The 23,966-nt window shown below is 74.4% G+C and carries 24 protein-coding genes and 1 pseudogene; 11 read left to right on the top strand and 14 right to left on the bottom strand.

Annotated elements, in window-relative coordinates; translation table 11 throughout:
- The first annotated feature begins 1 nt into the window (after window position 1).
- Complete coding sequence (locus ACFYT4_RS31365) at window positions 2–1,219, top strand: aminotransferase class I/II-fold pyridoxal phosphate-dependent enzyme (RefSeq protein ID WP_389276619.1); 1,218 nt, start codon at window positions 2–4, stop codon at window positions 1,217–1,219.
- A 12-nt stretch (window positions 1,220–1,231) separates the two neighbouring features.
- Complete coding sequence (locus ACFYT4_RS31360; protein ID WP_389276616.1) at window positions 1,232–2,362, top strand: MBL fold metallo-hydrolase; 1,131 nt, start codon at window positions 1,232–1,234, stop codon at window positions 2,360–2,362.
- 315 nt (window positions 2,363–2,677) lie between these two features.
- Here the strand turns inward: ACFYT4_RS31360 and ACFYT4_RS31355 are convergent, their stop codons facing one another.
- On the bottom strand, window positions 2,678–3,346 hold the full coding sequence (locus ACFYT4_RS31355) for a DedA family protein (RefSeq protein ID WP_389276613.1): 669 nt from the start codon (window positions 3,344–3,346) through the stop codon (window positions 2,678–2,680).
- Window positions 3,343–4,113 carry an MBL fold metallo-hydrolase gene (locus tag ACFYT4_RS31350; RefSeq protein ID WP_389276610.1) on the bottom strand — a complete coding sequence of 257 codons (771 nt, stop codon included), beginning with the start codon at window positions 4,111–4,113 and terminating at the stop codon, window positions 3,343–3,345. The genes ACFYT4_RS31355 and ACFYT4_RS31350 overlap by 4 nt, the downstream gene beginning before the upstream one ends.
- 202 nt (window positions 4,114–4,315) lie before the next feature.
- Between ACFYT4_RS31350 and ACFYT4_RS31345 the strand changes: the two genes are divergently transcribed.
- The 4 genes from ACFYT4_RS31345 (at window position 4,316) to ACFYT4_RS31330 (ending at window position 8,015) form a co-directional block, all read left to right on the top strand.
- Window positions 4,316–4,720: a hypothetical protein gene (locus ACFYT4_RS31345; RefSeq protein WP_389276607.1), complete on the top strand. Its 405-nt coding sequence runs from the start codon at window positions 4,316–4,318 to the stop codon at window positions 4,718–4,720.
- Window positions 4,721–4,804: 84 nt separating this feature from the next.
- Window positions 4,805–7,240 (top strand): phage holin family protein, encoded by a 2,436-nt coding sequence (locus ACFYT4_RS31340; protein ID WP_389276604.1) that lies wholly within the window; start codon window positions 4,805–4,807, stop codon window positions 7,238–7,240.
- Window positions 7,241–7,420: 180 nt separating this feature from the next.
- Window positions 7,421–7,801: a hypothetical protein gene (locus ACFYT4_RS31335; RefSeq protein WP_389276601.1), complete on the top strand. Its 381-nt coding sequence runs from the start codon at window positions 7,421–7,423 to the stop codon at window positions 7,799–7,801.
- Between the two features lie 58 nt (window positions 7,802–7,859).
- Window positions 7,860–8,015, top strand: coding sequence for a hypothetical protein (locus ACFYT4_RS31330; RefSeq protein WP_389276598.1), 156 nt, complete (start codon window positions 7,860–7,862; stop codon window positions 8,013–8,015).
- 78 nt (window positions 8,016–8,093) lie between these two features.
- On the opposite strand, the pseudogene ACFYT4_RS31325 reads toward ACFYT4_RS31330, so the two are convergent.
- Window positions 8,094–8,261, bottom strand: a pseudogene (locus tag ACFYT4_RS31325) (peroxiredoxin); the annotation flags it as partial.
- A gap of 251 nt (window positions 8,262–8,512) precedes the next feature.
- Between ACFYT4_RS31325 and ACFYT4_RS31320 the strand changes: the two are divergent.
- The gene (locus ACFYT4_RS31320) at window positions 8,513–8,932 is read left to right on the top strand and encodes a hypothetical protein (protein ID WP_389276595.1); all 420 of its coding nucleotides are present in this window, start codon (window positions 8,513–8,515) and stop codon (window positions 8,930–8,932) included.
- On the opposite strand, the gene ACFYT4_RS31315 is transcribed toward ACFYT4_RS31320, so the two are convergent.
- The 9 genes from ACFYT4_RS31315 to ACFYT4_RS31275 all read right to left on the bottom strand — a co-directional run bounded on the left by ACFYT4_RS31315 (window position 8,922) and on the right by ACFYT4_RS31275 (window position 17,796).
- Window positions 8,922–9,734 carry a helix-turn-helix domain-containing protein gene (locus ACFYT4_RS31315; protein WP_389276592.1) on the bottom strand — a complete coding sequence of 271 codons (813 nt, stop codon included), beginning with the start codon at window positions 9,732–9,734 and terminating at the stop codon, window positions 8,922–8,924. The genes ACFYT4_RS31320 and ACFYT4_RS31315 overlap by 11 nt on opposite strands.
- 73 nt (window positions 9,735–9,807) lie before the next feature.
- Window positions 9,808–10,227 (bottom strand): SsgA family sporulation/cell division regulator, encoded by a 420-nt coding sequence (locus tag ACFYT4_RS31310; RefSeq protein ID WP_389276589.1) that lies wholly within the window; start codon window positions 10,225–10,227, stop codon window positions 9,808–9,810.
- Between the two features lie 107 nt (window positions 10,228–10,334).
- Window positions 10,335–10,667, bottom strand: coding sequence for a hypothetical protein (locus ACFYT4_RS31305; RefSeq protein ID WP_389276586.1), 333 nt, complete (start codon window positions 10,665–10,667; stop codon window positions 10,335–10,337).
- Window positions 10,668–11,186: 519 nt separating this feature from the next.
- On the bottom strand, window positions 11,187–12,044 hold the full coding sequence (locus ACFYT4_RS31300; RefSeq protein WP_389276583.1) for an FAD-dependent oxidoreductase: 858 nt from the start codon (window positions 12,042–12,044) through the stop codon (window positions 11,187–11,189).
- Complete coding sequence (locus ACFYT4_RS31295) at window positions 12,041–13,459, bottom strand: MAB_1171c family putative transporter (RefSeq protein WP_389276580.1); 1,419 nt, start codon at window positions 13,457–13,459, stop codon at window positions 12,041–12,043. Before ACFYT4_RS31295 ends, ACFYT4_RS31300 begins: the two co-directional genes overlap by 4 nt.
- Before the next feature lie 3 nt (window positions 13,460–13,462).
- The gene (locus ACFYT4_RS31290) at window positions 13,463–14,032 is read right to left on the bottom strand and encodes a hypothetical protein (protein ID WP_389276577.1); all 570 of its coding nucleotides are present in this window, start codon (window positions 14,030–14,032) and stop codon (window positions 13,463–13,465) included.
- A gap of 186 nt (window positions 14,033–14,218) precedes the next feature.
- Entirely contained in the window at window positions 14,219–15,679 is a 1,461-nt protein-coding gene (locus tag ACFYT4_RS31285) for an FAD-dependent oxidoreductase (RefSeq protein WP_389276574.1), read from the bottom strand.
- Complete coding sequence (locus ACFYT4_RS31280; RefSeq protein WP_389276571.1) at window positions 15,676–16,863, bottom strand: MAB_1171c family putative transporter; 1,188 nt, start codon at window positions 16,861–16,863, stop codon at window positions 15,676–15,678. The genes ACFYT4_RS31285 and ACFYT4_RS31280 overlap by 4 nt, the downstream gene beginning before the upstream one ends.
- Window positions 16,864–17,271: 408 nt before the next feature.
- The gene (locus ACFYT4_RS31275) at window positions 17,272–17,796 is read right to left on the bottom strand and encodes a toxin-antitoxin system, toxin component (RefSeq protein ID WP_389276701.1); all 525 of its coding nucleotides are present in this window, start codon (window positions 17,794–17,796) and stop codon (window positions 17,272–17,274) included.
- A 231-nt stretch (window positions 17,797–18,027) separates the two neighbouring features.
- On the opposite strand from ACFYT4_RS31275, the gene ACFYT4_RS31270 reads away from it, so the two are divergent.
- From ACFYT4_RS31270 to ACFYT4_RS31255, 4 genes are all read left to right on the top strand, one after another.
- The gene (locus tag ACFYT4_RS31270; protein WP_389276568.1) at window positions 18,028–19,566 is read left to right on the top strand and encodes an ATP-dependent DNA ligase; all 1,539 of its coding nucleotides are present in this window, start codon (window positions 18,028–18,030) and stop codon (window positions 19,564–19,566) included.
- A gap of 378 nt (window positions 19,567–19,944) precedes the next feature.
- The gene (locus ACFYT4_RS31265) at window positions 19,945–20,250 is read left to right on the top strand and encodes a 4a-hydroxytetrahydrobiopterin dehydratase (RefSeq protein WP_389276565.1); all 306 of its coding nucleotides are present in this window, start codon (window positions 19,945–19,947) and stop codon (window positions 20,248–20,250) included.
- Between the two features lie 286 nt (window positions 20,251–20,536).
- The gene (locus ACFYT4_RS31260) at window positions 20,537–21,538 is read left to right on the top strand and encodes a cupin domain-containing protein (RefSeq protein WP_389276562.1); all 1,002 of its coding nucleotides are present in this window, start codon (window positions 20,537–20,539) and stop codon (window positions 21,536–21,538) included.
- Window positions 21,535–22,395, top strand: coding sequence for a class I SAM-dependent methyltransferase (locus ACFYT4_RS31255; RefSeq protein ID WP_389276559.1), 861 nt, complete (start codon window positions 21,535–21,537; stop codon window positions 22,393–22,395). The genes ACFYT4_RS31260 and ACFYT4_RS31255 overlap by 4 nt, the downstream gene beginning before the upstream one ends.
- Before the next feature lie 187 nt (window positions 22,396–22,582).
- Here ACFYT4_RS31255 and ACFYT4_RS31250 read toward each other — a convergent pair whose 3' ends face one another.
- Window positions 22,583–23,038, bottom strand: a complete 456-nt coding sequence (locus ACFYT4_RS31250) for an RICIN domain-containing protein (RefSeq protein ID WP_389276556.1) — start codon at window positions 23,036–23,038, stop codon at window positions 22,583–22,585.
- Window positions 23,039–23,255: 217 nt separating this feature from the next.
- Window positions 23,256–23,696, bottom strand: a complete 441-nt coding sequence (locus ACFYT4_RS31245) for a hypothetical protein (protein ID WP_389276553.1) — start codon at window positions 23,694–23,696, stop codon at window positions 23,256–23,258.
- Between the last annotated feature and the right edge of the window lie 270 nt (window positions 23,697–23,966).

Here is a 23,966-nt window from a genome sequence, read left to right as displayed (position 1 = left end):
AATGCGGCGGAACGGCCCAGAAGGACACGGGCCTGTCCGGTTCGGCCCGACCGCGCCCGAGAGCGGGCTCCCCGTCGTGGCGGAACTCGCCGACGTGCTGGCCGCCGCGGCGGAACGGTCCACCGGAGAACCGTCCGGCGGCGGCCCCGAACTGCGGGAGGCCGCCTGCGGCTACTGGTGGCGGCGGGGCCTGCGCGGCCGCGACGACCAGGTGATCGCCGCGCCCGGACCACAGCCCCTGCTGTTCGCCCTGATCGCCGCGCACGGCGGCGATGTCCTGATGCCCCGCCCCTGCCCGGCCTGGTGGACACCGCAGGCCCGGCTGCTGGGCAGGCCCGCCTACCATGTGCCGACCCCCGCCGAGTGCGGTGGCGTACCCGATCCGTACGCCCTGCTGGAGACCGTGCGCAGAGTACGCGCCGAGGGCGGCGAACCCCGGCTGCTGATGATCTCCGTCGTCGACGACCCCACCGCGACCGTCGCCCCGCCGGAGACCGTGCGCGAGGCGTGCGAGGCCGCTGTCGGGGAGGGCCTGCACATCGTCAGCGACGAGACCTGGCGGGACACACTCCACCGGCCGCGGGAGTCGGTGCTGCTGAGCCCTGCCGAGATGTGGCCCGAGGACGTCACCGTCATCAGCGATCTCGCCGGGGCCCTCCTGCCCTCCGCATGGCCCGTCGCCGTCGCCCGCTTCCCGCCCACCGCCGAGGGGGCGGCCCGGCGCGCCAGGGCCCTCGACATCCTCACCGCGCTCGGCGCGGCCGTCGCCGAACCCCTCGCCGTCGCCGCCGCCCACGCCCTGGACGAGCCCGGCCCGGTCGTCGTCCGCGCCGAACGGGCCGCCGCCCTCCACGCCACCGTTGCCGCCGCGGTCCACCGCACGGTCCTCGCGGCCGGCGCGCTCGCGAGGCCGCCCCGGGCCGGCCGCCATCTCTACGCCGACCTCGGCCCCCTGCGCTCCCGCCTGGCCGGACTCGGCGTGAACGACTCCATGGAGCTGGAGGAGTATCTGACCCGCCGCCTCGGCACTCCCGTTCCCGGCGGCCACCGCTTCGACGACGAACTGGGCGCGCTGCGGGTGCGGCTGGCGACCGGACCGCTGCTCGGAGCAACTCCGCAGGAGCGGCTGGAGTCTCTCACTGCGCCGGCGCCCCTGGAATTGCCGCACGTCGCCGGTGCGTTGAGCAGTCTCGGCACGGTCTTCGACGAACTGCGGTGAACGGAGCCCCGGATGACGGACCGTACGACGGAACGGACAGCAGTGGAACGGACCGCCGCGGAGCGGTCCGCGGCACCGGCACCGACGGAGGGGAGTACCCCGCAGGAGAGAGCCGCGGAACGGACCGGGGCCGCGGTCCCCGTGACCGGCGCGCCACCGGGGACGTCGGGCGGGACCACGCGGGTCACCCGCCCCCTCGGCGAACTCCGCCACTGGCCCCGCTCCTTCGCCGACCGCCTCACCGCCCCCCTGCCCGGACTGCGAGCCATGGCGCGCCTCGCCCGCGAAGGCGCGGTCCGCCCCGGTCCCGACGGCCTCCGGGACATCCCCCGGCTGCCGTTCGCCCCCGGACCGCTGCCCGTCGTGAACTCCACGACCGTCGCCGTCACCTGGGCCGGACACGCCAGCTGGGTGCTGAGCGTGGGGGGCCTGACCGTGCTCACCGACCCGGTGTGGTCACGCCGTATCCTCGGCACCCCGGCCCGGATCACGCCCGTCGGCGTGCGCTGGGAGGATCTTCCCGCCGTGGACGCCGTGGTCATCAGCCACAACCACTTCGACCATCTGGACGCCCCCACGATCGGGCGGCTGCCGCGCCGGACGCCCGTCTTCGTCCCGGCGGGCCTCGGCCGCTGGTTCCGCCGCCGCCGTTTCACCCGGGTGACCGAACTCGACTGGTGGGAGGGGGCCGAGCTGAACGGCGTCCGTTTCGACTTCGTCCCCGCCCACCACTGGTCCAAGCGCACCCTGACCGACACCTGCCGTTCGCTGTGGGGCGGCTGGGTGCTGACCGACGGGCTCGGGCAGTCCGTCTACTTCGCGGGGGACACCGGGTACGGCCACTGGTTCGGGGAGATCGCCCGCCGCCATCCCGGTCTCGACCTCGCCCTGCTGCCGATCGGCGCGTACCGGCCGAGGTGGTGGCTCAGGGATGTGCACCTCGATCCGGAGGAGGCGGTACGGGCCTTCGTGGACCTCGGCGCACGGCACATGGTCCCCATGCACTGGGCGACCTTCGTGCTCTCCGCCGAGCCGGTGATGGAGCCGCTCACCCGGGTACGGGCGGCGTGGGAGGGCACCGGGCGCCCACGGGAGGGGCTGTGGGATCTGGCGGTGGGCGGTTCGCGGGTGCTCGGGGGCTGAACGAGTGTCGTGTCCCGGCCGGGACGCCTTTCGGGGGGCCGGTGAGTCCGTGGGGGCGGCCCGTACAGATGTCCGTGTACCGAACCGCGGGTTCGCCGGCGAGTGCCCGACGCTGTGCGGCGATCCTGAGCCGGGGGACGGCCGGCCGGGCTCTCCCGGAGACTGGGGTGCGTTCGGTCCTGGCGCGCTGGCTTCGGCCCCGGTGGATCGCCGGCGTCCCGTCCGCAGAGTGCCGTCGTCGTGCCCGGCGACCGCGCGGGCGGGAGCGGGGCCGTGCCCCCGGGGTCCCCCCGGCGGTACGGGGCCGTGCGCGGGCTACGCGGGGCCGCCCGCCGAGCCCGGCCGCCCCTGCCGCAGCCGCCGCCACAGCGCGGGGGCACCGCTGATCACCACCGTCAGCGTCACCGCCAGCACCACGCCCTGCCAGGGCTTGTCGAAGACCGACCCGCCCACGATCCCGATGAGCTGGTACGTCGCCGCCCACGCCAGACACGCCGGTACGTCCCCGCGGACGAACGTGCGCAACGGCATCCGGGCGAGCAGACACGCCAGCATCACCGGAATACGGCCCGCGGGTATCAGCCGGGAGAGGACCAGGACCAGCACGCCGTGGTCCTCCAGCTTGCTCTGCGCCTGCGCCAGCCGGTCGGGCGCCGCGCGACCGCGCAGCTCGGCCAGCCAGCGGGAGCCGTTCCGGGAGCGGACACCCCGCTGCCCGAGCCAGTACAGCGTCACATCCCCGAGGAACGCGGCGAGCGACGCCACCAGGAAGACATAGAGCAGCGACAACGGGTTCGACTGATGGAGCGCCACGACCGCCGCGGAGCTCACCACCGCGCCCGTCGGCACCACCGGCACCAGCGCTCCCAGGGCCACCAGCAGAAACAGCGATGGATAGCCGACCGCCTGCTGGGTGGACTCCGGCGGCAGCCGCCCCACCGTGTCCGACAACCGCCCGAGCACCTCAGACAGCCGTGAACTCACCGGGCGGCCTCCGGCCTGCACCGCTCGCCGTGGCCCAGCCGGTGCACCGCGACCCGCGGAGCGAGCCGGGCGGCCTTGCGGACGAACTCGTCGCCCGGCGCGTAGAACTCGTGCGGCCGGACCCCGTCCATCCCGATCGGCCAGTACGTCCCGTAGTGCACCGGAACCGCCGAGCGCGGCGCCAGCGCGGCGAGGGCCTCGGCCGCGCGGCCCGCGTCGAGATGGCCGTGCCCGAGATAGGGCCCCCAGCCGCCGACCGGCAGCAGGGCGACGTCGACCGGACCCACCTCGTCGGCCATCGAGTCGAACAGACCGGTGTCCCCGGCGAAGTACGTACGGGCCTCGCCGTCGATCACATAGCCCAGCGCGGGCGAGCGGCGCGGCCCGAGCGGCAGCCGCCGCCCGTCGTGCAGCGCCGGCACGGCCCGTACGGCCAGCCGCCCGATCCGCACCTCGTCACCCGGCGCCACCTCGGTGACCGGCAGCCCCAGCCGGGCCAGCCCGGGCACGGCACGGGACGCACCGCTCGGCACGATCAGCCGGGTGCCGGGGGACAGCCGCGCCAGTGACGGCAGATGCAGATGGTCGGAGTGCAGATGGGACACGAGCACGGCGTCGGCGACCGCCGCCTCGGGCGGCGGCACCTCACCGCGCCGGCGCCGCAGATGCGCCAGCCGGCGTACGAAGAGCGGATCGGTCAGCACCCGTACCCCGGAATCCTCGACGGTGCAGGTGGCATGACCCCACCAGGTAACCTCCACCGGCACGCGTCCCCTCCTCGCCCGGACCGCCTCCGTACGACAGTTCTCCGTACGAGCCTATGGCCTGTGGCCCCGGTACCGCCGGGACCCGGGCCCGTCCGGGGCACGAGGCCCCGGGCCCGGGCGGCGGCCGGGAGCGGGACCGGCGGGCGGAGGCGGCGGCCGGGGTAGGGTCGGGCGCGACCGACAACTGCAGAGGGGACGGGCCATGGGCGGCTTACGAGTGGCGGCGATCGCCGGTCTGACACCTCTTGAGGAACTCGACCGGGACCCCTTCCTCGTCGACACCCGCGGCCAGTACGTACTCTGCGAGCGCTGGGCGGCCGAACACGGCCATGTGGTCACCCGCCGGCTCGTCCTCCACGGTCTGCGGCCCGACCACCGCGGGCTGTGGACCGATGTCACCGCCGGTGAGATCGATCTCTTCGTCGCCGCCGCCGAACGGGTCCTCGCCCGCGCCCTCGGCTCGGTGCCCGGCTTCGCCGCGGAGTGCGCGCGCCGGGGCGTCGGGCTGCGGACGACGGGCCTGGACGAGCCCGTCTACGACGCGGCGATGAAGGCGGACGTCCACCGCAGGCTCTCCATGCCGACCGCGGGCTACGGCGGCGGCTGAGCCGGTTTGTCCACAGGCTGCCGGGTTCCGCCGCACCGCTGTGCCACGCTGGACCCCTGATCCGACGGATGGGGTGAAGGCGGCGTGACCGAGGGGCGATGGCGCAGGGCGGGCAGTGCCCTGCTGCGAGTGATCGTGGTGTGGGCGGTCTCCACACTGACGATGCTGGCGCTCGCCGGCGCGCTGCCCGACTTCCGGCTCCAGTCGGCCGACGGGGACAGCGTCACCCGGACGGCCCTGACCGCGGCCTGGGGCGCGGGGGCCTTCGGCCTGCTGACCGCGCTGGTGTGGCCGCTCGTCGTGCGGGCGCTGCTGCTCGTTCCGGCGCTGGTGCTGGGCCTGCTGGTGTTCTTCCTGAACGGGTCGCTGCTGCTGGTCGCGCTCCGGCTGATCCCCGACGGGCGGGGGGACGCCGGGCCCGAGACCGCGGTCGTGGTCGCCGCGGTGATGTCCGCCGTGGCCTCCGCCACCTCCACCGCGCTCGCCGTCCGCGACGACAACGCCTACCGGCGCCGGCTCTCCCGCCTCGCCACCCGCCGCCGCAGGAGACACGGCGACCAGGACGTCGGCGCGGACTGCTACGGCATGGTCTTCCTCCAGCTCGACGGCGTCGGACACGAGGTCCTGCTGCGGGCGGCGAAGGACGGTGTGATGCCGACCGTCGCCGAGTGGATCGGCACCACCCACCGGCTCACCCCGTGGCGCACCGACTGGTCCAGCCAGACCGGCGCCAGCCAGCTCGGCATCCTGCACGGTTCCAACCACGACGTCCCCGCGTTCCGCTGGTACGAGAAGGACACCGGCCGGATCATGGTCAGCAACCGGCCCGCGAGTGCGGTCGAGCTCCAGCGCCGCGCGATCGAGCGCACCGGCGACGGAGGACTGCTGACCGTGGACGGCGCGAGCCGGGGCAACCTCTTCAGCGGCGGCGCCGACCAGGTCGCGCTGGTGCTGTCCGTGGCCGCCCGCCGCGGCCGGGCCAACCGCTCCCGCGCGGGATACTTCGCCTACTTCTCCGACCCCGCCAACGCGGTGCGCACCGCGGTCTCGTTCTTCGCCGAAGTCGCCCGCGAGATCAAGCAGTCCATACGGGCCCGGTTGCGCGGCGAGACACCGAGAGTCAGGCGCGGCGGGCTCTATCCGTTCATCAGGGCGTTCGCGACCGTCGTCGAGCGGGATGTCGTGGTCGCGGCCGTCATCGGCGACATGCTCGCCGGACGCACCGCCGTCTACGCCGACCTCGTGGCCTACGACGAGGTCGCCCACCACTCCGGCCCGCACGGCCGGGACGCGGCCCAGGTGCTGGAGCGGCTCGACCGCGCGCTCGCGCTGATCGCCAAGGCCGCCGAGCACGCGCCGCGCCCCTACCGGATCGCGCTGCTGTCCGACCACGGCCAGAGCCCGGGGGAGACCTTCGAAGGCGCGTACGGGCTCACCCTCAAGGATCTCGTACGGGCGGGCTGCGGGCTGCCGGTGCCCAGGCGGGCGGGGCGTTCCAAGAGCGGATCGGAGGCGCGGGACGCCGCGGGCGTCGCCCTGCGGAACGCGCTGCACCGGCGGATGGCCGACGGTGCGGACGAGCCGGCCGAGCACCCCGGACACGGCGCGGTCGGTCCGGAGTCCGGATCCGACCCGATCGTGCTCGCCTCGGGCAATCTCGCGCTGATCTCCTTCCCCGATGTGCCCGAGCGCCTCAGCCGTGAGCAGATCGACGCCCGCCACCCCGCCCTGCTCGGCACGCTCGCCAACCACCCCGGCATCGGGTTCCTGCTGGTGCGCAGCGAGAAGCACGGCTCGGTCGTGCTCGGCGCGGGAGGGGCGGAGGTCCCGGTCGCCGAACTGTCCGACGACGGCCCGCTCGCCGGTTTCGGCAAGGGCGCGGCCGACGCCGTACGCCGTACGGACTCCTTCCCCCATGTCGCCGACATCATGGTCAACTCGATGTGCGACCCGGAGACCGGCAGCGTCCATGCCTTCGAGGAGCAGATCGGCTCCCACGGGGGCCTCGGCGGGGAGCAGTCCCAGCCCTTTCTGCTCGCCCCGGTGTCCCTGTCCCGCCCGGTCGACGACGGCGCGGAGCTCGTCGGCGCGGAGCGGGTGCACCGGGTCCTGCGCCGCTGGCTGCGGGAGTGCGCGGGGCCCGAGGTCCCCATCGGGCAGAGCGGGCCGGAAGGCGTGGCGGGGGGCGCGGTCGCCTGCCCGGAGGGTCCGGCGCGGTCCGGGGGGCTCTGTGCCGCCTCTCCCGAGGGCGCGGCGGGGACGGACGTCGTCCGTGTTCCGCCCGTGGACGGTTCGGCACGGTCCGGGAGCGGCCGGGTGCCGGCGCCGGAGTGCCGTGGACCGGCCCAGGACGGCCCGGTCGCGACCAGGGAGTGCCGCGGGCCCGCCCAGGATGACCAGGCCCGGACCCCGGACGGCTGTGTTCCGGTCCGGGACGGCTGGGGGCGGGGGCCGGAGGGGCAGGAGGTGCCGGCGCCGGAGGGACCGGCAGGGCCCTCGGACAGGCTGGACGCGGTCTGAGGCAGGCCCGTCGGCCCGCCCGGCGGGTGAGCGGTGCGGTGCCGGGGCCTCGGTCAGTCGGGTGACCGAGGGCCGGAATCCGGCGTAACCCGTGTCCTCCGGTGGGGCGGATTCCCGCGCCGGGCTGTCGTGTCGGGCGTGAATCCGGGGACCTGGATGCATGTCCAGGAGGTCGCGCCCATGAAACAGCCCCGGGTCGCCACGGTCACCGACACCGCAGGCGTCACCACCGGCGTCACGGCGCGCGGTGCCGCGTGGCGAGGCGCCCTGGTCGTGGTGGCGCTGCTGGCGCTGCTGGGCCTGTCCACGGGCTCCGGGACGCCCGGGGCCGAGGCCGCCGAGCCGAGGACACCCGCCTCCGCGCCCGCCGACCCGGGAGGGCCCGGCCAGTCCGAGGAGGCCGGCCCCCACGCGGCCCCGCTCGCGCGTGTCAGGGCCGCTGCCGGGCCGTATGCAGCCGGCCGCCCGGAGGTGCCGGGAAGCGCCCGCCCCGTCCCGTACCGCGAGGGGCGTCCGCCGCCCCCGCGTGTCGCGGTCCGCTCCGAGGTGCTGCGCTGCTGAGCCGTTCCCGGCTCCAGCGACAGCAGACCGTTCCCCGGACACACAGAGGTGCGACACCATGCCCATCGACCCCTTCGCGGCACTCAACGCCATGCTCCGTGCCGAGGCCACCCGCTCCGGCGAGCCCGTAGAGCAGCCGCACACCGCCGAGACCGAAGGCGAGAAGGCCCCCGAACCGAGGGCGCTCGCCGCCGTCGACGAAAGCGTCGCCTGAACACCCGCGGCGGCCGCGCCGCACTCCCGAGTGCCCCTGTGGGCCCGCGTACCGGTGGCCGTGTGCCCGCGCGTACGGCTACCGGAACGCGGCCAGCTGTTCCACCAGCGTCTCGCCCGACCGGAACGTCGCCCCGAACAGGGCGACGTGCTTCCAGTGGAGCGTGCCGTCCGGGGCGAGGACGAACACCGCGCGCCGCAGGCCGATACCGGGTGCCGCGACGCCGAACGCCCGCGCCACCGCCCGGTCCGTTCCCTCACGGCGGCCGTGCCGGTCGCTGTGAGGGACGGGGCCCCGACTCCGGACCGCCGGTCCCGTCCAGGCCGCCCCGCTGCCCGGCGCCCGCCCGCGTCGCCCCGCCTCGTCATTACCTCTCGCGTAATCGACCCGCCCCCGCCCCCGCAGGCAGTCTTACGTCACCGGAACCCGGGCGGCGCACTCCGTCCGGGCTCCGGCCACCAGACCGACCGTATGACTCCGCTGGAGGCTGATCCGCCATGTCCGCCACGTTCCTCACCGGTATCGCCCGCACCACCGAGCCCCGCGTGATGCTCCGCCGCTTCCTCGCCCTCGACGCCGTCGTCACCGGCGGCAACGGACTGGCGTACGCGGTGGCCTCCGGCCCCATCGGCCGGCTCCTCGGAGTCGACGACCGGCTCCTGCTGGGCCTTGGTGTCTTCCTCACGGTCTTCGGCCTCGCCGTCGGCGCGCTCGCCGCGCGCCAGGAGCCGCCCGCGTTCGCCGTCAAGGTCATCGTCGACATGAACGTGGTCTGGGCGGTCCTGAGCATCGCCTCCCTCGCGATCTGGCTGAACCCGAGCACCGCCGGAGCCGTCTGGATCCCGATGCAGGCGCTCGTCGTCGGCGGCTTCGCGGCACTCCAGTGGGCGGCCCTGCGGGCCGGCGCTAGGACGTGAGCGACCGTAGGTAGTCGACAGTCGCCGGATCGGCCGGGAGGAATGCCTCGATGGCCAGCTCGGCGACCGTCACATCCATCGGGGTGTTGAAGGTGCAGATGGACGAGATGAAGGTCAGCATCTGGCCTCTGTGCTCGATCACCATCGGAAGCGCGAAGTAGGGGTAGCGCGCCGGAGTCTCCTCCGTGCCTTCGAGGTCGTCGCAGCCCTCCGGAAGGGGGTAGGCGGCGACCTCGTCGTACACCTGCCGCAGCGCCTCGGACCGGGCCAGGGCCATCTGACGCTCCATCTGATGCAACAGATGGCCGCGCCACTCACAGAAGTTCCGGATCCTGCGGGCCATCCCCTCGGGGTGGAGCGTGATCCGCATACCGTTGAGCGGGGGTGTGAGCAGATGCTCCGGCACACCCTCGATCAGCCGGGTCATCCCGAGGTTCGCGGCGACGATGTTGTACGCACCGTCCACGATGACCGCCGGGTACGGTTCGTATCCGTGCAGCAGTTGCTGCATTCCCTCCCGCAGCGTGCTCATGGAGGGATCGTCGAGGTCGGTGGCGCTGAAGCGGGGCGCGAATCCGCCCGCCACCAGCAGCGCGTTCTGTTCCCGGACGGGGATCTCCAGATGCTCCGACAGGCGCAGGATCATCTCCTCGCTCGGGCGGGAGCGGCCCGTCTCGATGAAGCTGATGTGACGGGCCGAGGAGTCTGCGCGGAGCGCCAGGTCCAGCTGGCTCATCCGCCGGCGCTCGCGCCAGTCGCGCAGCAGGGGGCCCACACCGGTTTCGGACACGAGTGTTGTCATACCCAGACCGTAATACAGCAGGTGGGGGGCGTAGCGAGCCGAATTCCACCTGTCCGGTGTCCGTGACTCCGGTTCAGCCCCGGGTCTCCCGGAGCAGCGCGGCGAGACCGCCGTCGATGTCGATGGCCCGGGTCTCCAGCTCCGCCGGGACCGTCGCGTACGAGTGGAGCAGGAAGTGCCGCAGCCGGGCGGTGCCGAACCGTAGCAGCGCCACCCCCTCGGGTGAACGCAGTTCCACCGTCGTGGTCTTCGGCCCGCACGGCCGGATGTGCACATCGCCCGTGCCGGACGGCGCGGCCAGCCCCGCATCCAGCAGTGTCCGGGCGAACGCCCAGGTCACCGTGGTGCCGCTCAGGGAGGCCGAGGGCGGGAAGACCATATGGACCGCGAGCGGGTCGTCCGCGCTGTAGGTGAAGCGGACCGGTACGGCGACGGGCTGCGGGGCGCCCCCGAGGAGGCGGCCCGGGACTGTCTGCTCGACGGTGGGGAACATGAGGTGCTCCTTCGCGGCTGCCGACTCGGTTCCTCGTGCTCTACGACGCGGCCCGGCTCCGGCCCACTGCGCGGCAGCCGGAATCAGTTGATGTGATCCGGGTCACATTACGTGATGCGGTCGTCGTCCGGCGGCCCGGCCGGCCTCCCGGGCCGGGTCCCGAGACGGTCCGCCTCCGGCAGCGGCGGCCCGTCGGGCGTCGCCCGGCCCGGCCCGCGCAGGGTCCCCAGCACGATGCCCGGGCGCAGCCACGACGTCACGGGCTCGGACAGGGTGAGTACGGCGAAGAACGCCCCGGTGACCCGGGCGCGCCCGGTCGCCGCAGCGGACAGCCGGTTGACATAGCGGTTCATCAGCGCGGAGCCCCTCCGCGCGGGACGGCCCACCGCCCCCGGGTAGAGGATGTCCTGGGAGGTCGCCAGTTCCCAGGCCAGCCCCACCGGGCCCAGGGCGCTTCTGATGGGTCTTGCTGGGCTCGCGTGCCCTGGTACCGCGCTCCCCCTGGGCCTGGCGGCCCGGGAGGTACCCCCACGCCGCGTTGTCGTCAGTCGCCCATGGCCCCCTGTGCCCTGCGGGCACGGGGGTACCCCCACCGCAGTGGCTCTCCCCCGGAGCTTCGCCCGGGAGGTACCCCCATCCTCCGCCTTGCGATCCACGGCACCAGACCCCGCTCACTAACCCAGCCTGACCCATCAGAAACGCCCCAGCCAGCCCTCGCTGGATCCGGCGCGCGAGTCCCGGAGCGCCGAGGCGGTGCCGGCGCAGGGCGTCCCTCAGCTCCACCAGCCCCTGCGCGGCCACACTTATCCCCTGTGCGTAGACCGGGTTGTACGTGGCCACGGCGTCGCCGACGACGATGAACCCGTCCGGCCAGGCGGGCGCCCTCTCGAAGTAACGGCGGCGGTTGACCGTACTCCGCGAGAGTGACACGCCGTCCGACAGCGGGGTCGCCCGCGCGATCAGCTCGCCGACGACCGGGTGGCGCACCGAGCGCGCGAACCGCTCGGAATCCGCCGGATCCGACGAGGGATCACCGCCCCGGGTGCCCGAGAGGGTGACCAGCCGGCGCCCGTTCTCCACCGGAACGATCGTCGCCGTCCTGCCCGGCACCGGCTCGCGCGGTCGGCCTGGACGTTGACGAGAGGGAAGCCCTCGCCGCCGTCGGGCGCGCGGTAGAGCGGACTGGCGTACACCAGCCCCGAGTCGACCTCGGCCACCTCGATGCCGCCGAACCCCAGGGCCCCGAGCCAGTCGGTGGCGCGTGAGCCCCGGCCGCCCGTGTCGACGACCAGATCGGCGTCGAGGGACGGCTCGGCCCCCTCCGGCGTCCGCACCCGGACGCCCATGACCCAGCCGTCGCCTGCCGGCCCCAGCAGCTCGTGCCGCTGGCGCAGCCTGATGCCGGGGAGCCGCAGCACATGCTCCCGCACCACCCAGTCCAGCAGATCGCGGGTGCAGACGATCATGTACTGCATCTCGTGCGGCCGGCGCCGGACCCAGCCGTGAGCCGTCAGCGACACCAGGCCCGCGGGCAGCGGGATCCGGCGCGCCCCGGCCGCCGGCCGGCGGTCCGTGATGCCGGGCAGCAACTCCTCGAAGGCGCGGGCGCCGCCGGACCACAGCACATGCACATGGCGTGCCTGGGGCAGCGAGGTACGGGGCTCCGGCCCGGCCGGGAGCGTGTCGCGCTCGACGACGGTGACCTCGTCCGCGTGCCCCGACAGGACCGCCGCCGCGAGCATTCCGGCCATACCGCCGCCGATGACGACGGTCCGCCGGGGCCGGGCGGAGGGGCGCGCCGGGGCCGGGCGGGTCATCTCGGGCCGCTCTCCGTGGGCGGCTCGGCCGCCAGGGGCCGCTCGGCGTTCACGGGCCGGGCCCCGGACGCCGTGGCGCCGCCGATGGCGGAGGCGGGTGAGCGCACGGAGGCCGACGCAGCTCTGGTGGTGTCCGGTGCGGCTCCGGCGGCGGCCGGTGAGGTGGTGTCGGGTGCGGTGGTGTCCGGTCCGGGGGGAGGCACGGCGGGGTTCGCGCTCCGGGGTCCGGCCGTCTCCTCGCGTACCGCGTCCGCGAGATGGGGCGACCGGAACGCGCCGGAGAGCCGTACCAGCCGCTCGCGCCCCGGGCTGAGGGCCGCGGTGAGGGCCTCCGCACCGGCCCGCGCGTGGACGGCCGCCTGCTCGTCGTCCTCCGGGACCCGGCCCGCGCGGCGCGCCTCGACCGCGGCGACCACCATCGCCGCGACGCCCACGGTCCGCGCGTGCTCCGTCGCCGCGTACCCGGCGAGCGCCGAGTCGTACGCCCGCCGGCGCACCCGGTCGTCGAGATACGGCTGGAGCCTGAGCAGTTCGTCGTGGATCACCGTCTCCCGGACCGTCAGCCGCAGCTCGGGCGAGGCCCACCAGGGAATCACCGGCAGCGGGGTGGCCTCGCCCCGCACCGGGCGCAGCCGCCGCCACAGCACGCCGAGCCGGGCATGGGTGAGCCACGCGCGCCGGATGTCAGCGAGCTGCGGGCCCAGCAGCGGCAGCAGAAACCCGACGGTCGTGAGCAGACCGCCGGCGGCGGCCAGCGGCGGCGCCACCGCCGAACTGAGATGGTCCCAGTCGGCGCCCGTCCACCGGGCCACGACCGCCGTCAGCTTGGCGATCCCGAAACCCAGATTGAGGACGAAGCCGATCACGAGCACGACCAGACCGACCCGCAGCCACTGCCGGACGGCCCGCGCCCACCGCAGACACAGGAACGTGGTCACCCCGGCCGAGGTGATGTGCGCCGCCAGATAGATGACGATCATCTCGCGGATGAACGGGGTGTTCGCGTAGTACGTGTCGAGGTCCCGCAGCCGCTCCACCGGGGCGTCGCCCAGCACGAAGAGGACCGGCACGGCGGCGATCGCCGTGCCGTAGGCGGCGATCCACCGCCGCGAACTGCGCCGTACCCGCGCGGCGGGCCCGCCCCGCCAGTTGACGATGAGCACCAGACAGGCGCAGCTGAAGGCGCACATGATGCAGTAGACCAGCGGGCCCGAGATGTTCGGGGTGCCGGTGATCCGGTTGACCGCGGTGATGGTGGGAGGGGCGGCGAAGAAGAAGCAGACCGCCGCGGTGAACAGCAGGAAGTGGACGCAGCGCACCAGCGGGTCGCGCCAGCCCCGCCGCAGCGCGGGCAGCTTGACGACGAAGGCGATGCCGAGGGCGATGGCGGGAACGTAGTAGTCGCTGTTGCGCATCCGTCAGCCCCGGTGGGGGTGGCCGAGTGAGGTGTGGATGCGCAGAGCGACCCCGCTGAGGGGTTCGGCGGCGGCGGCCGTGCCGTCCAGCCACTTCCGCAGCCTGTTCCCCAGATGCAGGCCGAAGGTCTCCGCCTCGGTCTCCTGGGTCTGCCGGAAGTCGGTACGGGCGGCCGGAATCTGTACGGCGGTACGCGGCTTCCGGCCGCCGGGACGGCCGTGGCCCGCCGGTGCCGCCGGGGCCGGATGCGCAGTCGGTCCGGTGGGAGCCGCGGGAGCCGTCGGAGGGGCGTGGTGTCCGCTGTGACCTGCCACCATGTGCCAGACCTCATGGCCGAAGATGACCAGTTGATGGAACGGGTGGGTGCTCGCCTGGACACAGATGATGTCCCGGTCGGCCATGTCCAGATAGAGCCCGCTGGCGGTCTGGGGCGGGAACTCCACCAGATGCAGCTCCACCGGCCTGCCCCGGCGCTCGCACAGCCGCCCGCACAGCGTGGCGAAGACCTCCCGGGGCGTGGTGGGCCCGGCCAGTTCGACGGCATGCGCCAGATCGTCACGGAGCTCGCGCATGGCGCTCCTGGTGCTCACATCGCTCCCCCCGGGTCGACGGCTGTCGTGGACCGCGGTGGCGTGAGCCGCGAGCCTGGCACCACACCGTACCCAGGGTTCTGTATACGGGGGCCGGGTCGGGCAAGGTGACGCTTTTTTCGGACAGGGTTGCGTAATGATCCGGCGAGGGCGTGGGCATCCCCCGGCTCAGCCCTGATCCGGGCCGCCGTCGGCGTGTCCGTCCCGGGTTCCCGTGCCGCCCGGTTCGAGGAAGCCGCGTTCACGGGCCGTCAGAGGCGGCCCCGGCAGCGGAGGCCGCAGCGGGCCGCGTACGGCGCCGACGAGCACGTCCGGACGGATCAGCCGGCCGAACCCGGACTGGAGGGTCATCACATCCGTGAGCGCCCTGGCCATGGTGTACGAGCCCGTGGACGTCTCCACCAGCCGGTTGACCCAGCGGCTGACCAGCCGGTCGGCGGCGCCCGGGCTCCGGCCGCGCGAGCCCGGGTAGAACACGTCCTGGCCGGTGGCCAGCCCCCAGGCCACACCCGTGGGCCTCGCGATCGCCCGCCGGACCCGGCGCCCGAGGCCCGGAGCCGTCATCCCCGACCGCCGCAGCTCCCCGCGCAGCGCGAGCGCGCTCCGCGCGGCGACCGAAAGACCGTGCCCGTAGACCGGATTGAGGGCGGCGACGGCGTCACCGATCGCCAGGAATCCCTCCGGCACCCTCCCGCCTCTCTCGTACAGCCGCCTCCGGTTGGCGGTGCTGCGGGTCACCGCGATGCCGCTCAGCGGCTCCGCGTGCGCCAGGAGCAGCCCCACCAGCGGGTGCCGTACGCCCCGGGCGAAGTCCACAAAGGCGCTCTCGTCGTCCGTGGGCCGCCCGCCCCGGGTGCCCGAGAGGCTCACCAGCCACCGCCCGCCCTCGATCGGGACGATGGTGGCGACCTGCCCCGGCCCGGGCCGCCGGGGATCGGCCTGAATGGTGAAGACCGGGCACTCCCCGGAGTTCTCCGGGGCACGGTAGAGACGGCTCGCGTACACCACACCGGCGTCCACGGTCAGTTCGCGCACCGGGCCCGCGCCCAGCCCGGTGAGCCACCGGGGACCGCGCGACGAGCGGCCGGAGGCGTCCACGACGAGATCGGCCCCGATCCGGCGTACCGACCCGGTCGCCGTACGGATCCGCACCCCGTCCACCCTGCGCGGGCCTCCCGTCAGCCCCAGCGCCTCGGTGCCCGACACCACCCGGACCCGGTCGTCGCGCAGCACCAGGTCCCGTACCGCCCAGTCCAGCAGATCCCGGCCGCAGGCGAGGGCGTAGTGCGACTCCGGCCAGCGCCGGTACCAGCCCCCGGGCGACAGGGACACCATTCCCGTGGGCAGGGGGACGCGGTGGGCGCCCGCGTCCAGCAGCCGGCCCGTCACCCCGGGCACCAGCGCCTCCATCGCGTCCGCCCCGCCCGACCACAGCATGTGCGCGTGGCGCGCCTGCGGCAGTCCCCGGCGGGGAAGCGGACCGTCCGGCAGCACATCGCGCTCCACCACGATCACCTCGTGCGCGAACGCCCGGCACGCCGCCGCCGCGAGCATGCCCGCGAAGCCTCCTCCGACGATGACGGCCCTGCGGCGGGAGCCGGTGCGGGGGAGTACCAGGGGTTCGCTCATGGGCTGCTGCTCTCGGACACGGCCGCACGGCGGCGCGCTGGACGGACAACGGGCGAGCGGCGCAGCGCGAGGGAGATCCGCACCAGGTCGTCCGCCCCGGTGGATGGCCGGCCGGACTCCCCGCCCCCGGCGGTGGGGGCCGTCCGTCCGGGGGCGGCGTCCCGGGCCGCCGCCGCCGCCGCGATCATCGCGGCGTCGGCGACGATCCGGGCCCGCGCGGGGGAGTGCCCCCGCGCCAGCGCCGTGGACTCGGCCCGGGAGTGGACCTCGTCGTCGAAGTACGGCCGCAGGGCGATGATCCCGTCGTGGATGGCGGCCTCGCGCTGGGTGAGCCGCAGCTCCATCGAGGCCCAGGGGCCGATCGCGACCCCGGCGCCGCCGCGGCCCGCCGGACCCGCGAGCCGGTGTGCCAGGGTCTTCAGCCGCCGGTGGCGCACGGCCGTACGCCACGCGGCGCGGACCCGATGGGTGATCAGTGGGAAGACGAATCCCCCGCCGATCAGAAACGCCGACGCCGACGCCATCGGCCGGGCCGCACGGGTGCTCAGCCAGTCCAGATCGTGTCCCGTCCACCGGCCGGCGACGGCCGTGAGCTTGGCGGCGTCGTAGCCCAGATTGAGGAGATAGCCGCAGACGATCAGCGTCAGACCCGCCCGCAGCACCCCGTGGACGCGCAGGGACCAGCGCCAGCACAGGACCGACGTCACCAGGGCCGCGGCCGTGTGCGCCAGCAGATAGAGCACGATCATCTCGCGGATGTACGGGGTGTTGGCGTAGTACGTGTCGAGGTCCCGCAGCCGCTCGACCGGGGCGTCCCCCAGCGCGAACAGCACCGCCAGAGCGACGATCACCACGCCGTAGGCGGCCAGGCACCGTACGCAGGCGCGCCTCGTCCGCTCCGTGGTGCCGCCCCGCCAGATGATGACCAGCACGATGCAGACCCCGCTCAGCGCGCTCAGGACGCCGTAGACGAGGGGCGCGGCCAGATTGGGGACCCCGGTGAGCCGGTTGATCGCGGCGAGCACGGGGACGGCGGCCAGCAGAAAGACCAGGCTGCCCAGCAGAAGCAGCGCGCAGACACACCGCAGGAGCGCGTCCCGCGGGTTCCGGCGCAGTGCGGGGAGCTTCAGCAGAAAGGCCCCGAACAGCAGTGCGCCCGGAACGGTCATCGTCAGGTCGCCCATCGGCCACCGGCCTCCAGCGTGCTGGTTCGTCGTGGATCGGGTCCGTCGCCGGTCCGCGTCACGGGGAGCCGGGTCCGTGCGGTCGTGCCCCGGTGGGCGACGGACGGTGGTCTCGGGATCGGCGGTTCCGGGATCGCCGGGCTCCCGGCCGGTGAGCCGCGGGCCGGTGGTCACCGGACCGGGCACACCGGGGCGGCGGTCACGGAACCGGTGCCGCGGGTGTGCCGGCCGCGGAAGCGCCGTCCACGGACGCGTCGGTCGCGGGCGGCCCGGCCGGAGGTGGCCCGGTCGGGAGCGGCCCGGCCACGGCCGTATCGGCGACGGGCGCATCGGTCACGGGCGCATCGGTCACGGGCCCGGCTCCCGGCAGCCCGTACCGGTGAGGGCCGCCTCTGGATCCGTACATCCTCAGCCCACGGCCCTGCGGCGCCCCAGGGACGCGTGAATACGCCCGGCGAGCCCGTGCTCCGGCGGTCCGCCGGGGCGGGCCTCCAGCCACGGACGCAGCTCGCTGCCGAGCATGATCCCGAACCGCTCGGCCGCCCGCTCCTGCGCCGTCGCGAGGTCGCCGCGGGCCGCGACGGCCGCGGCCACCCTCCGGAGGTCCGTGGCCGACGCCGGCGCGCGGGCCGCCGCAGTGGCGCCGGACGCGTGCCCGCCGCGATCACCGGCGTGCAGGTGCCAGATCTCGTGCCCCAGGATGACGAGCTGGTGCTGAGGCGGCGCGCTCTCCTCGACGACGATCAGATCGCCGTCGTCCCCGTCCAGCCAGATGCCGCTGACCGTCCCCGGCGGGAACCGCAGGAAGCAGAGGCGGACCTCACGGTCGCGCAGGCCGCTCAGCGCCCCGGCGACCGCCGCGAACAGCTCGCGCGGATCGGTGGGCGCGGGCAGCCGCAGGCTCGCCGACAACCGTGCGCACAACCGGCGCATCTCCTTGCTTCTGCCGCACACAGCACCCCACCCTGTCCGACCCGAACCTGCGCGGGCCCGAAGGAACCCCGCGTTCCGCAACTGCCCCTCGTACGAACGAACTTCGGCCCGGCCGGGCCACGGTGATCACACAACCGTGCAACCGTACTTCGTACATGTGTGCCCAGGGAATCCCCCACCCCCCGCCCGGCCGAGGGTGCGGCCTCGCTCCGCCCGGTGCAGGATGGCCGCATGCTCCTGGCACGAGTCGCCGAAGTGTCCCGGGACGTGGCCGCCACCTCCGCGCGTTCGCGCAAGACCGCCCTGCTCGCGGACCTGTTCGCCGACACCGGGCCCGCGCAGGTGGCTCTGGTCATCTCCTATCTCGCCGGCCGCGTGCCGCAGGGCCGGATCGGCGTCGGCTGGAGTTCCCTCAAGGACCCGCCGCCGGCCGCCGGGACCCCCGCGCTCACCGTCGACGGGACCGACAGGGCCCTCACCGCGCTCGCGGGCCTCCGCGGCCCCGGCTCGGGGAGCGAGCGCCGCCGGCTCGTACGGGAGCTCCTGGCCGCCGCCACCGAGGAGGAACAGCGGTTCCTCATGCGGCTGCTGATGGGCGAGGTACGACAGGGGGCACTGGACGCGGTCGCGCTGGAAGCGGTCGCCCGGGCGGCGGACGCGCCCGCCGACGCCGTGCGCAGGGCGGTCATGCTCGACGGTTCGCTGCCCCGCGTCGCCGCCGCGCTCCTCGCCGACGGGCCCCCGGTGCTCGCCCGGTTCCGGTTGCGGGTCGGCAGCCCCGTCCTCCCCATGCTCGCCCACACCGCGGCATCGGTCACCGAAGCCGTGGCGACCCTGGCCGTCCCCTGCGCCGTGGAGGAGAAACTCGACGGCATCCGCGTCCAGGTGCACCGCGACGGCGACGACGTCCGGATCTACACCCGCTCGCTCGACGACATCACCGGCCGGCTGCCCGAAGTGATCGACGCGGCCCGTGCCATGACGGGCGACCGGTTCATCCTGGACGGAGAGGTCATCGCCCTGGACCCCGCCGGGCGGCCCGTCACCTTCCAGGAGATCGCCTCCCGCGTCGGCTCCCGGACCGATGTGAGCGCGGCCCGCGCCGCGCTCCCCGTGACCCCCGTCTTCTTCGACGTCCTCGCCGCGGACGGCGAGGACGTCCTCGACCTCCCGGGTGCCGAACGGCACACCGTGCTGGCCCGGCTGGTGCCCGAGCCGCAGCGGGTACGGCGTACCGTCGTCGCCGATCCCGCCGACCGCCGGCAGAGCGAGGCGGCGGAGGCGTTCCTCGCGGCCACCCTGGGCCGCGGCCACGAAGGCGTCCTGGTGAAGGCGCTCGACGCGCCCTACGTCGCCGGCCGCCGGGGCCGCTCCTGGCTCAAGGTCAAGCCGGTCCACACGCTCGACCTGGTGGTTCTCGCCGCCGAGTGGGGCCACGGCCGGCGCACCGGCCTGCTCTCCAATCTGCATCTGGGCGCGCGGGCCGCCGACGGTTCCTGGGTGATGCTCGGCAAGACGTTCAAGGGGCTCACGGACGAGATGCTCCGCTGGCAGACGCGGCGGCTCGGTGAACTCGCCGTGGCGGACGACGGATTCACGGTACGGGTCAGGCCCGAGCTGGTGGTGGAGATCGCGTACGACGGCGTTCAGCGCTCCTCGCGTTACCCCGGCGGGGTCGCCCTGCGGTTCGCCCGGGTGCTGCGGCACCGGCCCGACAAGGCGGCGCGGGAGGCGGACACCATCGAACGGGTCCTGGAGTCCCGGGGCTGAATCCGCGGCTTCCCGGTCCCGGGTCCGGGTTCCGGTCCCTCTCCCGGCTCCCGGTTCCGGAGTCCGGGTCGCGTCCGGGCCTGGGCCCGGTGCCCCGCTCCCGGGGGGCCGGGATTCCCCGGGCGTGTGCGGGGCCGGGGTACGCCGGGCCCGGTTCCCCGCGGCCCGGACGACCATCGGACGGCCCGGAAGAGGCGTCGGCTCCGAAGAGGCGTCCGCCCGGATGACGTGTCCGCGCCCGGATGGCCCGTCCGCTCGGGGGACGCGCCGTCCGGGGCGGCTCCCGCGGGTGGCTTCCTCCGGAAGGGCGTACACACCGGCCCCGGAACGGGCACCCTCCTGTGGGGACACCACCGCGTACCGAAGGGATGTCAGGCCATGGCCACAGAGCCGCTGTCGCAGAAGGAGATCGAGGACCGCCTGCGGGAGCTTCCCGGCTGGTCGTTCCAGGGCGACCGCATCACCCGCGCGTACCGCCTCTCCTCGCACTTCGCCGCGGTCGCGCTGGTGGTGCACATCGCCCGGGTCCAGGACGAGCTGAACCACCACTCGGACCTGACGCTCGGCTACAACACGGTGTCGCTGAGCCTGCGGACGCACGACGCGGGGGGCGTGGTGACCGAGAAGGACATCCGGCTCGCCACCCGGGTGGAACGGATCGCACGGGCCCACGACGCCGAGTAGCCCCGGCGGGGGCGGGGTGACCCGCCGCGTCGTCCCCCTCGGCAACGGGCGCCCGCCGGGGGATCCGCAACGGCCCGGTCTCAGACGGGGCGGGGCCGGATCCCCCGGACCGTCCGGCCCACCCGTACCGGCTATCCGCCCCAGGCATCGCGGGCGAACGTCGCCGCCGTCACCAGCACTGTTTCCTGCTTCGGATTCTCCGTCATGGCTCCAGCCTCGCCCAGCGGGTGTGGACTCTCCATGAGTGAAAGGCGCATTGTCATACGCGTGCGTCTACGCTGGGCCCATGGATGCTCTCGCCGGCCTGCTCGACGGTCCCCGCGCCCGCGGCGCGTTTCTGCTGCGGATGGTCATGGAGCCGCCGTGGGCCGTCCGGGTGGAGGACCGCGCCCCGCTCGCGCTGATGTGCATGACACAGGGCGAAGCCTGGATCACGCCCGAGCGGGGCGACCCCGTGCTGCTGCGCCCCGGGGACGTCGCCATCGCGCCCGGCCCGGCGCCGTACACCCTCGGCGACGGCCCGCGGACCGAGCCGCTGGCGTTCGTCGGACCCGGCGGCGACTGCCGCACCCTGGGGGGTGAACCGCTCGCGGAGACCATGCGGGTGGGGGTGCGCAGCTGGGGGAACGACCCCGAGGGCTCGGCGGTCATGCTGGTCGGGACGTATCAGATGGCGGGTGAGGTCCAGTCGCGGCTGCTGGCCGCGCTGCCCGATCTGCTGTATCTGCCCGCCGACGGCTGGACCTGCCCGCTGCTGCCGGTGCTGGAGGAGGAGCTGATGCGCGACGACCCGGGCCAGAGCGTGGTGCTCGACCGGATCCTCGACCTGGTGCTGGTCACCGCGCTGCGCGCCTGGTTCTCCCGGCCGGGCGCGAGCGTTCCCGGCTGGTACCGGGCCATGGGCGACCCGGTCGTGGGCCGCGCGCTGAGGCTGATGGAGGACGCTCCCGCCCGGCCGTGGACGGTCGCGTCGCTGGCGGCGGAGTGCGGGGTGTCCCGGGCCCAGCTCGCGCGCCGGTTCCACGAACTGGCGGGGGAGCCCCCGATGACGTATCTCACCCGATGGCGGCTCGACCTCGCCGCCGATCTGCTGCGCACAACGGACGCGACGGTGGATTCCGTGGCGCGCAGGGTCGGCTACAGCGGCTCGTTCGCGCTGAGCGCGGCCTTCAAGAGGGTGCGCGGGATCAGCCCGCGGGAGTACCGCACCCGGCGCGGGGATTCCGTTTTGCCGGAACCGCAACTTTCCTCGCCGCCGGCGCTCCGCCGGATGACTCTGGTGCCATGAGTCATCACCACCACACGCCAGAGTTCGACTGGGACGCCATGGGGCCGCTGCTGGAGCGCGGAGCCGAACTGCACGGCGCCCTGTACCGGCAGGCCGCCGCATGGCTGAGCGGGCTGACCCCGGCGGCCGGTGTCCGCCGGGTCCTCGACATCGGCAGCGGTCCCGGTGTGCTCGCCGTTCTGCTCGCCGAGGTGTTCCCGTACGCCGAGGTCGTCGCCGTGGACGGCACCCCGCGGCTGCTGGAGCGGGCCCGCGCCCGCGCCGACCGCGCCGGGGCCGGCGACCGCGTACGGACGCTGCACGCCGAACTCCCCGGTGATCTCGCCCGGCTGGGCGAGGCCGATCTGATCTGGGCGGGGGATTCGGTGCACCACATCGGTGACCAGCGCGCCGCGCTCGCCGGGTTCGCCGGACTGCTGCGGCCCGGCGGGCTGCTGGCGCTGGTGGAGGGCGGACTCCCGGCCCGCCATCTGCCGCGTGACATCGGGCTGGGGCGTGCGGGCCTGGAGGCCCGCCTGGACGCCGCCACCGCGGACAGGTTCGCCACGATGCGCTCCGAACTGCCCGGCGCCAGGGACGAGGTGGAGGACTGGCGGGCCCTGCTGACCAGCGCGGGACTCGCCCCGGGCGGGACGCGTTCCTTCCTGCTGGACATTCCCGCGCCCCTGCCGGTCGCCGCGCGCGAACAGCTCATGGCCACCTTCGCCCACCGGCGTACCGCCATGGACGGGGTGCTCGACTCCGGCGATCTCGCCGTGCTGGACCGGCTGATCGACCCCGAGGACCCGGAGGGCCTGATGCACCGCGCGGACACGTATCTGCTCACCGCGCGCACGGTGCACACGGCGCGCCGCTGACGGCAACGCCCTAGGGCGTGTATCGAAAGTCCCGCCTGGCCTGCGACGCCCAGCACGCACACTCGCTGCGTTGTCGGGATCGCCCAAGTACGTCCAGTACGAGGGCGACCCTCCGCCTTGCGACTGCACGCACCGGACGCCGCAGGCCCCGCCCTCCGGGCGGACGGCGCTACTTTCGATACACGCCCTAGCGGCAGGGTTCGAGCCGCCACTGCTGGCCGGGGGAGTCGGTGTCCTCCCACTGCTGGACGCGTGCGCCGTCCTCCGTGGAACCGTCGGCGACCTCCAGCAGCAGACCGCTGACGAAGCTGACGACGGCGACGGTGCCCGGCGCGTCCAGATGGTGTTCGATGATCCACTCCTGGGCGCCGAAGTTGTTGGGCCGCCACTGCTGGACGCGTGCGCCGTTCTCGGTGGAGGCGTCGGCCACATCGAGCCGCTTGCCGCTGGCCACGCTGACGAAGTGGTACAAACCGCTCCCGTTCGGCACGGGGTCGATCTGCCACTGCTGGGCGGCGGTGCCCTTCTCCTTGCCCTGCTGGACGACGGCACCGCTGCCCCTCACCCCTCCGTACACCTCCAGGAGCAGCCCACTGCCGACGTTGCGCACCAGATAGCGGCCAGGTGTGAAGGCCCCGCTCAATTCCCGTACTCCTTCGTCCGTGTGACCGGTCGTGTCGCCGGTCCGTCGCGACGGCCGTGCGCGTCGGCGCGCACGGTCACCGCCGGGTGATCGTACGAGAGGGGTCCGACAACCGGGCGGAGCGGGCCGGACCGCACCGAACGCGCAAAAGCCCCCGCCGACCGCGTGCGCGGTGACGAGGGCTCTGTTCCCGGGATCCCCGGGATCCCGGACCGGATCAGCGCACGGTCACGGTGAAGGGCGCCGAGGCCGTGCCACCGCCCACGATCCGGAGCGTGTTGGTGCCCCTGAGGCCGAGAAGGACCCGCATCCTGTACGTCCCGTCGTGGCCGGTGCGTACGGACGCGGGCAGGGTCACCCAGCGTTTGCCCTGCTTCTGCTGGAGGGTGATCCTCGTGCCGGGGCGCAGTTCCTCGACGGCCCCGTACACCCGGAACTGCTGCCAGGCCCGTACGCCCTGGGCCGTGGCCCTCGCCGTGATGGGCTCGGGCCGCTCGTTCCCGGCGATCTGCCCCGCCGAGGTGGTCTTCGAGGGCTTGGCCGGGACCGGGGCCGGGGCCGGGGCCGGGTCGGCGGCGGCCAGGGCGACGCCCATCGAACCCGCCAGCAGGGCGGTGGCGGTGATTGCGGTGACGGCCGTTCGTTTGATGCGCTCCATCGCGCTGCCTCCACGGGTGCGGGAAGTAGGGAAGTATCGAGCGACAAATTAGGCATATATCCACTCAATATGATGAAACGCCACGCGATGGAGGAACGTGATTGCCCCGACCGGCGGTATCCGATCGGTGCGGGAGTGCGGAGTGGGTACGAAGAGGGGGGGGGGGGGGGGGGGGCCCCCCCCCCCCCGGCCGGCCCGCCCCCCCCCGCCCCCCCCCCCCCCCCCCCCCCCCGCGCCGGGGCCGCCCGCCGCGCGGCGCGCCCCCCCCCC

Origin of the sequence: Streptomyces sp. NPDC004609, assembly GCF_042873655.1 — a bacterium.
In the GTDB taxonomy this organism is placed as follows: Bacteria; Actinomycetota; Actinomycetes; order Streptomycetales; family Streptomycetaceae; genus Streptomyces.
Note: the sequence above shows the minus strand (reverse complement) of the source record. Positions and strands in the feature narration are given on the sequence as shown.